This is a genomic window from Dokdonia genika (assembly GCF_042652845.1).
In the GTDB taxonomy this organism is placed as follows: Bacteria; Bacteroidota; Bacteroidia; order Flavobacteriales; family Flavobacteriaceae; genus Dokdonia; species Dokdonia donghaensis.
In genome coordinates this window covers 1-12740 of record NZ_JBHSHB010000003.1, presented here as the reverse complement: position 1 = coordinate 12740, position 12740 = coordinate 1, and the positions used below count along the sequence as shown (strand labels likewise).

Annotated in this window: 7 protein-coding genes; 4 read left to right on the top strand and 3 right to left on the bottom strand. The window is 37.2% G+C overall.

The annotated features are described in order from the left end of the window. Positions 1-116 precede the first annotated feature (116 nt). The 4 genes from ACFO5T_RS00045 (at position 117) to mqo (ending at position 10545) form a co-directional block, all read left to right on the top strand. Complete coding sequence (locus ACFO5T_RS00045; RefSeq protein ID WP_380030960.1) at positions 117-5159, top strand: translocation/assembly module TamB domain-containing protein; 5043 nt, start codon at positions 117-119, stop codon at positions 5157-5159. A gap of 4 nt (positions 5160-5163) precedes the next feature. Then, positions 5164-7434 carry a translocation and assembly module lipoprotein TamL gene (gene tamL, locus ACFO5T_RS00040; RefSeq protein WP_380030957.1) on the top strand — a complete coding sequence of 757 codons (2271 nt, stop codon included), beginning with the start codon at positions 5164-5166 and terminating at the stop codon, positions 7432-7434. Between the two features lie 51 nt (positions 7435-7485). Beyond that, positions 7486-8739, top strand: coding sequence for an NAD(P)/FAD-dependent oxidoreductase (locus ACFO5T_RS00035; RefSeq protein WP_380030955.1), 1254 nt, complete (start codon positions 7486-7488; stop codon positions 8737-8739). Positions 8740-9060: 321 nt separating this feature from the next. After that, a complete protein-coding gene (mqo, locus tag ACFO5T_RS00030; protein WP_380030953.1) occupies positions 9061-10545 on the top strand; it encodes a malate dehydrogenase (quinone) in 1485 nt (494 codons plus the stop codon). A 187-nt stretch (positions 10546-10732) separates the two neighbouring features. Here the strand turns inward: mqo and ACFO5T_RS00025 are convergent, their stop codons facing one another. The 3 genes from ACFO5T_RS00025 to ACFO5T_RS00015 form a co-directional block, all read right to left on the bottom strand. Further along, positions 10733-11362, bottom strand: a complete 630-nt coding sequence (locus tag ACFO5T_RS00025; RefSeq protein WP_380030951.1) for a hypothetical protein — start codon at positions 11360-11362, stop codon at positions 10733-10735. A gap of 259 nt (positions 11363-11621) precedes the next feature. Next, entirely contained in the window at positions 11622-12065 is a 444-nt protein-coding gene (locus ACFO5T_RS00020) for a WapI family immunity protein (protein ID WP_380030949.1), read from the bottom strand. 118 nt (positions 12066-12183) lie between these two features. Next, the coding region (locus ACFO5T_RS00015; RefSeq protein WP_380030947.1) for a transposase at positions 12184-12740 on the bottom strand (557 nt) is incomplete at its 5' end.

The following is a 12740-nucleotide window of genomic DNA, read 5'->3' as shown; positions in this document are numbered from 1 at the left end:
CCTTTTTATTTAACACCCTTTTAGATTGCTAGCCCTCGTTTTAACAATACTTTACAGCGGCAAATTATGTTAAAATGAGCAAACGGCGTTAATTTGTTAAAAAATTGATGCCTCTGGTGACAAACCCTGAAAACAAAGAGCTAAAAACACAAAAACCTAAAAAAAAATTTAGGTGGCTACGCATTATAGCACGTATACTACTCGTGCTTCTTATACTTATTATATTCCTTCTTTTATTTATAAGAAGTGAATGGGGACAAAACATTGTAGTTTCTAAAGCTGTAAGTTATTTTTCTGAAAAAACGCAAACTAAGGTTGAGCTTGAAAGGGCTTTCATAACCTTTGATGGAGATATTGCTATCGAAGGGCTATATCTAGAAGATAAGCAAGGTGATACGCTAGTATACAGTAGGTCTCTAGAGGCAGATGTTCCTTTATGGCCCATCATAAATGGCACAGGCATAGGCATAGAGAATGCACAATGGGAAGGTGTACGAGCAAATATTATTAGAAAAGATACAATAAGCGGATTCAACTTTAACTTCATTGCAGCTGCTTTTGCAACTCCACCATCTCAACAAACAGATACGACTAGCACGGCACCAATGGATCTTATTATAGGTGATCTAGATCTCAAAGATTTTGACGTAGTGTATAACGATGTTGTTACGGGTATAGATAGTAGGTACACTTTTAAAGAGTTACGCATATCACCAGATACAGTAAATCTTGACGAGATGAGATTTACTGCCAGTGAGGGATATATAGAAAATGCTCAAATTAAGATTAATCAGGTACAAGTACCCTCAGACCCAGATGCCGAAGAAATACCACTACCATACCTAGCTTTTAACAAACTTACCCTAAAAGACGTAAGCGGAAACTACACAGGTGAGGAGGCAGGCGTGTCTTTTGATTTTGACTTTAAAGAGCTTGAAACAAATATTCCAAAAGCAGATTTTAACAGCTTTGTCATTGCTATAAATGACATTTTAATAAATGATAGCGCGATAGGTATTGATATGTCTAGTACTACCGGATCACAAGTACCTATTGAATCTAGCAATTCGCTATTTCCAGACTATAACATTACAGTAGATAAGGCTAGCGTAACTAATACAAGTATACGATATACCGTAAATGGAGCAGCCGCTACAAAAGGTGTTTTTAATCCCGAAGCTGTGTTTCTTTCTAATGTGAATCTAGAAAGTACAAATACTTATCTAAAAGATTTTGTGGCGGGTGGTAACGTAAAAAGTCTTTCTGGAAGAGAAGTCTCTGGTATTTATGTCAAATCAGTTTCTACAAATTTTCTTGTTTCAGATACAGATTTACAGCTTGAAAATATGAATGCGACTATCAACTCAAACTCACTGAGAGGAGATATCGTGATGAGTTACCCTTCACTAAATAAGATAGCGACACAACCAGAAGATGTACGATTAGACATCAACATTACAGATGTTAAAGTAGGGCTGGGTGATTTATTTCTATTTCAACCATCTCTAAGAACTAATACGTATTTACAGACAGTAAGTAAAAATCGCATTGCTGGGGCGATAACGGCATCAGGCACGCTAGCAGATTTGACTGTTCCTAATCTTGCTTTGAGATGGTCTAACACTGATTTAAAGGCAAATGGTAACCTTAAAAATATAAACGATATAGAGAACCTATATTATAATCTACCTAACATTAATGCTTCTACTAGTAAGAACGACATATCAAAATTTATAGCAACAGATTCTTTGAGTATTAATCTGCCGCAAGACATAAAGCTAGTAGCTGCCGCAAAAGGTAACCTTGCAGACATTACGACTACTACAAGGCTTACGACTACACAAGGTCTCGCAACCATAGATGGTACTTTTAAAAATGATAATACTATTGCTTTTAACACCACACTGGCAATAGAAGAGTACAACCTAGGTGAGCTTCTTCAAAACAATAGCTTAGGGAACCTCAATCTCACACTCAAGGGCCAGGGCTCGGGCACTTCATTAAACACGCTTGATGCAAATGTAGAAGCTACTGTAGCATCGTTTTTATACAATGACTATGCTATAAAAGACTTAACGATTACTAGTAAAATAAAAGATGGTGAGGGCGCTATTACATCAAGTTACAAAGACAGTAATCTTAACACAAACCTTACAAGCCTTGTTGTGCTGGACACAATTGCACCAGCAGCGACGATTAATCTCGATGTCATAGGAGCAGATTTACAAGCTCTAGGACTAATGCAACGTGATGTACGTACCGGATTTAAACTCGCAAGTACCTTTAAAGGCAGTACAACGAGTTATGATGTAACTGCAATAATGGATGATGGAGTGATTGTTTATGATGATCGTACATATTTAATAGGCAGTCTAGAAGGATCTGCGCGTGTACGCCAAGATAGTACTTCTGTACAATTTGACAACAAGATATTGAACCTTGATTTAAGATCTAATGCTGACCCAGCGAAGATAGCAACAGCCTTACAAAATCACGTAAACAGCTATTTTTACAGAGATGCCATTATAAAAGATACCATTACAAACCCAGTAAATGTTGTTCTTAAAGGAAAGGTGAGACAATCACCCTTACTCAATGAGGTTTTTCTAGTAAATATGAAAGATCTAGACACGATTGCTGTTGACCTTGATTTTAGTGAGGCTACCCGTAAACTAGATGCATCTATAAAAGCACCACATATTAATTATGCAGGTAATGAGCTAGATAGTCTCTCATTTAATATGAACACAGACCGAGATGCATTTACCTTTGATTTAGGCTTTGACGGCTTAACTGCAGGACCTATCGCTATACAAGAAACACGTATAAAGGGAAATCAAACTAACAATGAGCTTTCACTAGATTTTCTTGCCTATGCAAATGAAGAAAAGCTCATACAAGTACAGTCAGACATTACAGGTAGTAGGGAGCGTTTACGTTTTCACGTAAGTGAAGACAGCCTTATTTTTAATAAAAAAGATTGGAAAACTCCGTCGAGTAATGAAGTTATTATTACAGATGGGAAATTGGCTTTTAATGATTTTCGCTTTACGCGAAAGTTACAGTCGGTTGCCTTTACAGATAAACTTCCTACCATTGAAAAAGATCATATAGGTATTGATTTTCAGAATTTTAAATTAAGTGAGTTTCTTGCTTATCTTAATCCAGATGAAAAACTTGCCAGCGGTAATCTCAATGGTGACTTTGTGATAGAAGAACCCTTTGGTGACTTTGGTTTTCTGGCAGATATCTATGTTGAGCAACTACGAGTGCTGGGAGAAGATTTAGGTATTTTAGAACTTGCAGGGAGATCTATAAAGGGCAATAAATACGACTTTAATCTCGCTGTTTCAGAAGGTGTGGCAGATCTAGAACTTACCGGAGACTACATTGCAGATATAGATGGCGCTACCATTAATATGGATCTAGACATTAATGAACTCAAAATGGAAGCCTTAGATGGTTTTTCTCTAGGCGAGCTTAATGATGGATCTGGAACGCTCAATGGAAATTTTAAAATGAATGGTAAGCTGGTAGATCTTGAGTATCAAGGTTTCTTGCGCTTCAATAATGCCGCGTTTACCGTAACTAAGCTCAATGCACCATTTACTTTACTTAAAGAAACTGTTTCTATAGACAATGAAGGGATCTCAATGTCAAATTTTACGATACGTGATGCAAAAGAAAATATCCTAACAGTTGACGGACTTGTAGGTACGGAGCGTTTTATAAACCCAACGTTTGATTTAAAAGTGGTTGCAAATGACTTTCAAGCGCTTAATGCCGAAAAAGGTGATAACGACTTTGTATACGGGATAGCGGTTTTTGACGCTACTGCCTCCATCACCGGTGATTTACAAATCCCGGTAATAGATCTTGATGCTACAGTAGGCGGTAGTACAGATATCACCTACATTATGCCTACCGCAGCGGCAAACATAGAGTCTAGTGATGGTATTGTAGTGTTTGTTAATAGAGAAAATCCAGACGCCATCCTCACTCGCACCGAAGAGGAGACGGGTACAATTACAGGATTTGATATAAAATCACTACTTAAAGTAAATAGAGATGCACAAGTAACCATACTTATAGATGAAGAGACAGGTGATAATCTAAAGGTAAATGGTGATGCAGATTTAAATTTCACACTACAACCCAATGGGCGTATGAATCTAACAGGGGTGTACGACGTGGCTGGTGGGCAGTATGAGATGAACTTATATAACCTGGTTAACCGCACATTTACGCTTGACCCAAGCAGCCGAGTATCTTGGTCTGGAGATCCTTTTGATGCAAAACTTGATGTGCGTGCCGTATATTCGGTTGATGCTTCTGCGGCGCCACTTATGGCTATTACTAGCACTAGTGATGATCCAGCTGCACAGTCACAATATAGGCAACAATTGCCGTTTTTAGTATACCTAAATATAGATGGGGACCTTCTTAGTCCAGAGATAAACTTTGCATTAGACCTACCAGAAGATGAGCAAGGAGCACTAGGAGGTGAGGTATATAGTCGCGTACAACAAGTTAATCAACAAACTGGAGAGTTAAACAGACAGGTCTTTTCACTCTTAGTACTCAATAGATTTTATCCTAACTCCAACTCAGATGGGAGTCAGGGAGGGTTTGCTAGTATTGCAAGAGATAACCTTAATGATGCCCTGTCTGACCAGCTTAATATTTTTTCTGATAAATTATTAGGCAACACAGGGTTCCAGTTAGATTTTGGGCTAGATACATTTACGGACTATCAAGGCACAACTCCACAAGAACGCACGCAGCTGGATATTGCTGCACAACGTAAATTCTTTAACGATAAGCTTACCGTACGTGTAGGAAGTAGTGTAGACGTGGCGGGCGAGAGTGCAAGTGGTGATGCCACACCGCTTATAGGCAATGTAAGTCTAGAATATGAACTTACTGAAGATGGACAGTACCGTCTCAAAGGCTTTAGACGTAGTGAGTTTGAAAACGTGATAGATGGGCAGACCATTGTAAGTGGGATCTCGCTCATATTTCAGCAAGAGTTTAATAAATTTAGTCAGTTGTGGGATGCTATCTTAAGAAAGAAACAGCAACAACTTATAGAAGAAGAAAAAGAAAAGGAAGCTCTAGAGCCCTCTCCAGAAAATAGAAAAACTAATAAGATAGATTAAGCACGTGCAGCACCGTAACTTTCCATACTATATTCTCATAATATTAACCATTTTCACAACTTCTTGTAGTGTAGAAAAGTACATACCTGAGGGAGAACGATTATATACGGGTGGTGAGGTTATAATTAACTCAGATAGTACCATAGTTAATCAAAATTTACTTAAAGCTGAGCTAGAAAGTGTTTTAAGACCTTCTCCTAATACTAAGGTTTTAGGAATGTATCCTAACCTAAGTATACATTACAAGGCACAGCGAGAAAATCCTGGAGTTATAAATAAGTGGCTTAATAAAAAAATAGGAGAGGTGCCCGTTTACCAGTCAGATGTAGAGGAGTTTGAGGTAGAAGCGTTGTTGAGAAACAGACTTGAGAACCGTGGCTTCTTTTATAGTGATGTGAGTTCTCGCTTTCGCGAAAGCGAAAAAAAGAAAAGAGCCTCTATAGCATATACTGTTAAGGTGCCTACACCATACCGTATGGAGACCTATCAGCTAGACACACTCTCGCCGCCTATTTATAGAGAGATGATAAGTACGGTTAAGAGTTCGCCATTCAAAAAGGGAATGCGCTATGACCTCTCAAATCTAAAACAAGAGCGCGACCGCATAGACTACAAGCTTAAGAGAAAGGGGTATTACAACTTTAACCCATCGTTTCTCATTTTTGAGATTGACACAAATCAATATAAGAACAAGCGTTTTGATATGTTCTTAAAGATTAAAAAAGATGTTCCTAACAAGGTCATTGTGCCTTACAAAGTGCAAAAAATTAATGTGTATCCTAACTATGAGCTAAAGGATACTTTACAGCAAAATATAGTCCGCTATGATAGTCTCAATATGATACAGAACGAGACCTATTTTAAACCCAAATATCTTGCTCCATACATCACACTTAAAGAAGGATCGCTTTATAATCCAGATATCTCACGTAACACAGCCAGAAGATTATCTACCATAGGGGCTTATAAATTTGTAAATATCCAGTATGAAGAAGTAGATAGCCTGCGCACAGATAGCTTAGGGATTCTAGAGGCAAACATATACTTATCACCTCTTAATAAAAGAGCCATAAGAGCAGAGATACAAGCGGTTACAAAGTCTAATAATTTTGCTGGACCAGGCCTTGCACTTACCTACAGCAACCGAAACCTCTTTAAAGGGGGAGAAGTACTTAATATTACAGGCTCTGCAGGTTATGAAGTGCAAGTAGGTGGTGGTGAGTCTTTGAGCAGTATTGAGCTGGGACTTGCAAGTGAGCTTGTATTCCCTAGAGTGATTTTCCCAATTAAGATTAATACAGATTTCTTTAAATACAACATCCCAAAAACCGTTACGGCACTAGGTTTTGATTACTTAAATAGGTCAAAGCTATACACGCTTCTCTCTGGTAACTCAGGCTTTGGCTACACTTGGGATGCAAATAAATATGTGACGCATAAAATAAACCCTATCTCACTAAGCTACACGAGATTGTCTAACACCACAGAAGCCTTTGACGAGATACTTACTGAAAATCCATTTTTAGAACAGAGTTTTGAGCAGCAATTTATCGCCGGTCTTACCTATAGTTTTACCTACAATGGGATGGTAGATACTAGTGATACACATCAAGTATTTCTTAATACAAATGTTGAAATTGCTGGTAACACCGTAAGTCTATTTGGCCAAGAAAATGAGGATACCGAAAACAACACCTTTTTAGGACTTGAATATGCACAGTTTGCAAAGATAGATGCAGATTTTAGATATCATTTTAACTTTGGCAAGGAGCAAAAAATTGCCACTCGCTTATTTGCTGGTTATGGGTATGCATACGGTAACTCAGAGATATTACCTTTTGTAAAACAGTATTATTCTGGTGGTCCTTACAGTGTGCGAGCATTTAGAATACGCTCTTTAGGGCCTGGTACGTCAACAGGTAACTCTGAGAGCGGGAGCTTTTTTGACCAGATAGGTAACATACGCCTAGAGGCAAATGCAGAGTATAGATTCCCTATTTTTAATTACCTTAAAGGAGCCTTTTTTGTAGATGCAGGTAATATCTGGAATAGCGTTGAGAACGAAGATTTACCGGGTAAAGATAAGTTTACCTCAGATTTTATAAACGAGCTTGGTATAGGTGGTGGTTTTGGGCTACGTGTAGATGTACAGGGCTTTGTAATACGTTTTGATCTCGCTGCTCCTTTTCACGATCCATCGCTTGCAGAGGGAGAACGCTGGGATTTTAAATTTGATGAGCCTATCTTTAATTTTGCTATTGGTTACCCATTTTAATGTATTTACGCTTTCGCGAAAGCAAAAAACAATACTCTTACATAAACATATATGACTCACTCTACCCAAAAAATTCACATCATAGGCGCAGGAATAAGCGGCCTTATTGCAGCAATACAGCTAGAAAGCAAAGGTTATGCGCCCATACTCATAGAAGCGACAGATAGGGCAGGTGGTCGTGTAAAGACAGATGTTGTAAACGGTTACCAGCTAGATCACGGTTTTCAAGTGCTACTAGACGCATACCCAAAAGCAAAGGAATATCTAGATTATAAGGCCTTAGAGCTACAACCTTTTTTACCAGGTGCTACAATATTTAAAAATCGTAAATCTCAATCTATAGGTGACCCTACACGCAGTATCAAGATGCTTATACCCACTATGACCTCATCTGTAGGCACACTAGGTGACAAGGTTAAAGTGCTTAAACTTAATAGGGATTTAAAAAACAAATCTATAGAAGAGATTTTTAATTCTCCAGAAAGCTCTACACTAGTTTACCTGCGCAAGAGAGGCTTTAGCCAGGCGATGATTACAGATTTCTTTAAGCCGTTTTTTAGCGGTATTTTCTTAGAGACAGCGCTTAGCACCTCAAGCCGTATGTTTGAGTTTGTATATAAAATGTTTGGAGAAGGGATGGCTACTGTGCCAAAAGCCGGAATAGAAGCAATACCTAAACAGCTCTCTTCACAGCTCAAAAACACCACTTTTATGTTTAATACGAGTGTAGCAAGTGTAGAAGATAACACCATCACACTCACAAACGGAACTGCCCTAGAGAGCGATTATACTATTATAGCTACAGAAGCTAGCCAGTTTATAGCAAACCTAAGAGGTCAAGAGACTCTCTGGAAGTCTTGTGTAAACTTATATTATGAGGTGGAAGCAGTAGGGAAGAAGCAACCCTTGATCCAACTTGTAGCAGATGAGAACACGCGAATTAATAACCTCTTCTATGTAGATGCGCTAGAAACTGCAACTACTGGAGCAAAAAATTTACTCTCTGTAACCGTAGTAGACGATCAAGATTTATCTGAAAAAGCACTTGTTACAACCGTTACTTCAGAGCTTGCAACTTACTGCAATATCACAGATGTTACTTTCTTAAAAGCATATGTTATACCGCGAGCTCTACCTAAACTTGATAATTTACGTATGGATTGTGAAGCGTCTGAAACGCAACTTAAAGACACGATTTTTCTTGCTGGAGACCATCTTCTTAACGGCTCTCTTAACGCCGCAATGATCTCTGGAGAAAGAGCTGCTCAAGCTGTCATAGAAAAAATAGAAGGACTGCTACAGTAGTGCATAATTTATGTAAAACTCCCACTATAGACATTGTTTATAGTGGGAGTTTTTGATTAAACATATTTATTTTAAACATTTATAATCAATTATTTATAGATTTTAAATAAAGTTTTTGTTTAATGCTAAATATATGCTTTATAGACAAACCCTATTGCTCTCAAAATAGTCATTTTAAGTTAAAATTTAACGTATAAGAGATGTCTATACTGGGTTTTTGAGACCAGTTTAGCAACATAGCAGCTTGTATATTTTATTAATAAATGAGGGTTCAAATTGTAAGTTTAGATTTCGATACCTTTATACCATAAAACCTTTTTTATGAACAGAGAAATTCCGAAAAATCATTACGACCTCATTTGTATAGGTGGTGGAATTATGAGTGCAAATCTTGCACTTATGGCAAAGATGCTTAAGCCAGATTTGAGTATTTTAATTTTAGAACGTCTAGGTGATGTTGCTCAAGAAAGTTCGGCCGCTTGGAATAATGCAGGTACAGGTCACTCGGCACTTTGCGAACTCAATTATTGCCCAGAGCAAGAAGATGGTTCTGTCTCCATAAAAAAGGCCATAGAAATCTGTAAGCAATTTGAAATTACAAAACAGTTTTGGGCACATCTCGTAGAAAAAGGATTTATAGAGGATCCTCAGCGCTTTTTAAAACCCATACCACATTATAGTTGGGTAACAGGAGATAAGAACGTCACGTTTCTTAAAAAGCGTTTTGAAGCCTTTAAAGAGCACTTTATGTTTGACACCATAGAGTATACAGATCAAATAAGTAAGATGAGAGACTGGTTCCCGCTTATAATGCACGATCGCACAGAAGATGAGGTAATGGCTGGATCACGTATAGATCGTGGCACAGAGGTTAACTTTGGAGTGCTTACCAAGCGTTTATATGAAATACTGGCAACAGCCTTTGATACACCCGTACACTTTCACAAAGAGGTAGAAGATCTTGACCCATTAGAAAATGGTAACTGGACGGCAATTACAAAAGATCTTAAAACAGGTAAGAAACAATCTATAGAGGCAGATCATATTTTTATAGGTGCAGGCGGCGGTGCGTTGTTACTACTTGAGACTGTAGAGATAGAGGAGAAGGATGGCTTTGGCGGTTTTCCCGTGAGTGGTGGCTGGCTGGTTTGTAAAAACAAAGAGCTTATAGAGCAACACAATGCAAAAGTATATAGTAAAGCGGGAGAAGGCGCGCCACCTATGAGTATGCCGCACCTAGACACTCGCTATGTAGATGGTGAGAAGCAACTTATGTTTGGCCCTTTTGCTGGTTTTAGTCCCAAGTTTTTAAAGCAGGGGTCTAATCTAGATCTCGTAAAAAGTGTCAATTTTAAAAATATCCCTTCTATGCTAGGCGCTTTCTGGCATAATCTAGATCTTACTAAATACCTCATAGGTCAGGTAACGATGACCTTTGATGACCGTATGAACGAGCTACGTAATTTTATAAAAGATGCAAAAAACGAAGACTGGCGCATAGAAGTAGCCGGCCAGCGTGTACAAACCATAAAACGAGACGAGTTTGAAGGCGGAAAATTAGAATTTGGTACACAGATCGTAAGTGGTTCTGATGGTAAGATCACTTGTTTACTTGGAGCATCTCCAGGAGCATCTACCGCGCCCAAAATAATGCTAGACGTGCTAGAGCAAGCATTTCCTGAGATAATGAACTCCCCAGAAGGAAAGAAAAAACTTAAAGAAATTGTACCTAGCTACAAGGAAGAAATCACCAAAGAGCATTTTAATAAAGAATTGCAGCGCACCACGGCTATTCTTAACTTATAAGTTTAATGATGCATAAAGCAGGTTATTGGTTGCGAGTGTTGCTACAGTATGCACTATAGTTAAAAACTTGATTACAGCCTACTCATCTGTTTTGTTAACGATTCAATACTTATCCATCTCCATAGGGGCAGAATCATAATTACGAGCATCAAAATATAGGTTCTCAAGACCAAATTGCACATTTATGCTAATTAAATTTGGCGATTTTCAATGATAGACTATCACCTTTGCCATCATAATCGTAACCACTTTCATTTTTATTTCCATAAAGGAATTTAAATGGATCAAAGCCATCAGTCCTTTTATAAAGTTTATTTTTTTCAACTTTCCAATATAGACTATGATTGGATATATAAGGATTTTTAAAATCTAAAAAGCTGCCATCTTCCTGCTGGTATTTAGATTCATTATCATTAAGTTGCACTTTCATTTTGGATGAAAATTCAGCTGTATATTTCCAAGGGTTTATAAAGCAATCCTTCTTTGAATAGACGAGAATCGTATCTTTTTCGTTAATAAAAAAACCAGAAATGGGTTCATTATAAATATGCGAATCATTGAAAATATGATTTATATATTTCTTTTCATTTGGATCATTCAAATCTTTGCTCAGAATTATAATCATATTTTTTCTATAACCCCTTATTTCCGAATTTTTAAATTCACTTAATTGCTCTTTATTGTAAAGACTAATGCTTCTCAAAAGGAAATCATCTTTAATATCATAAATAATGAGCTCATCGTTTTGATAATATTTGTTAACACTATGGCATCCAATCATAAAAAGAGTGCTCAATAAGTATATATATTTTTTCATTTCTCAGATTGTTGGCAACAGGCCACTACATAAAGCGAGTGCGACTCCCGATAGCCATCGGGACCGCCAGTTTACCTGGGTGGTTGTTTTTAATTGAGTCTCTAAATATACAAGTATTTAAGAAAGATGACGCTTTCGCGAAAGCTTAAAATCAAGAAGACATTGCGATGAGAATTATAGATGAAAATTAGCTTAAAAGCTTGTGCTGAGCTCTGTAGAAGTAGGCTTGTTTTTTAACTCAGTTCTTTGTTAGCAACTGTTATTTTTCCGTTACTCCTTTCATTCCGCCGTACTTTTCAATAATCCGATTCAATTCATTTTCCGTATTCTGCAAATAGGATTGGTCTGTATTAAAATCGAATTCCAAAATAGTATCAATCGCTAAATTTTCTTGAAATTTCCCCCATATAGCAACTTTTCCTTGCGAGTATTTTACTGTCAATTCCAGATTGTTTTCATAAGAGTTAAACTCTGCAATTCCATTCAGTTCAGCTTGGCATATTTTGAATTTATTTCTAAAATCAAACAGTTCGCCAGTAGTTGAGTAGAATTGGCTTTTCACGTTGTAATTTCCGATTTTTATTTCAATTCCTAATATGCAGTCGTAGCCACCAAAATGACTTGTTCTGTTCGGGAATCCAAACACTTCATTAATCCATATTTTTATCCAACCATCTTGTCCTTTTAATTCAAATTCCTCCATTTTAATTTCAAGATTTGGTTTTTTTTCTAGTAGTTGTGTAGGCTTCCCCTTTTTAGGACACCTTAAAATTCGATAAATAATTATTATTTAGATCAGGTTTGATTAAGAATTTAAATTCTTAATCAAACCTGGGCATATATTCTTTAGGAGATATGTTACCTAATGATTTATGAGGATGATTAAAGTTATAATCCTCCCTCCAGTTATCGCTAATTTTTTGAAGTTGGTAGATGTCATTAAAGTAATAAGCATCTAACACATCTTCTCTAAAGAACCGATTGAATCGTTCTACATATCCGTTTTGCATAGGCTTTCCCGGTTGTGTGTATTTTATTTCAATAAAGTTTTTCTTACACCAGTTCATAAAAGTCTTAGAGATAAATTCAGGTCCATTATCACATCTTATGTATTTAGGTGTTCCGAGTTCTTCCTTCAAGTTATTCAATGTTTCAACAACTGCTCTTGCTGGATATGAAAGTCCGGCATCTATTGCCAAGGCTTCTCGATTACAATCATCAATAATATTGAATACACGTAATTTCCTGCCATCAGTGAGTGCATCACTCATAAAATCCATACTCCAGCATTCATTAAGTACAGAAGGTGTTTCTAAAGGTTGTTTTACACGTTTTACTAAACGTTTTTTGTGTTTACGCCTAAGACTAAGCTTCATAT

What these genes read in the sequence shown, in the direction of transcription:
- mqo (WP_380030953.1), top strand. Translation starts at nt 9,061, where the DNA reads ATGAACAGAGAAATTCCGAAAAATCATTACGACCTCATTTGTATAGGT.
- ACFO5T_RS00020 (WP_380030949.1), bottom strand. Translation starts at nt 12,065, where the DNA reads ATGGAGGAATTTGAATTAAAAGGACAAGATGGTTGGATAAAAATATGG.
- ACFO5T_RS00025 (WP_380030951.1), bottom strand. Translation starts at nt 11,362, where the DNA reads ATGAAAAAATATATATACTTATTGAGCACTCTTTTTATGATTGGATGC.
- ACFO5T_RS00035 (WP_380030955.1), top strand. Translation starts at nt 7,486, where the DNA reads ATGACTCACTCTACCCAAAAAATTCACATCATAGGCGCAGGAATAAGC.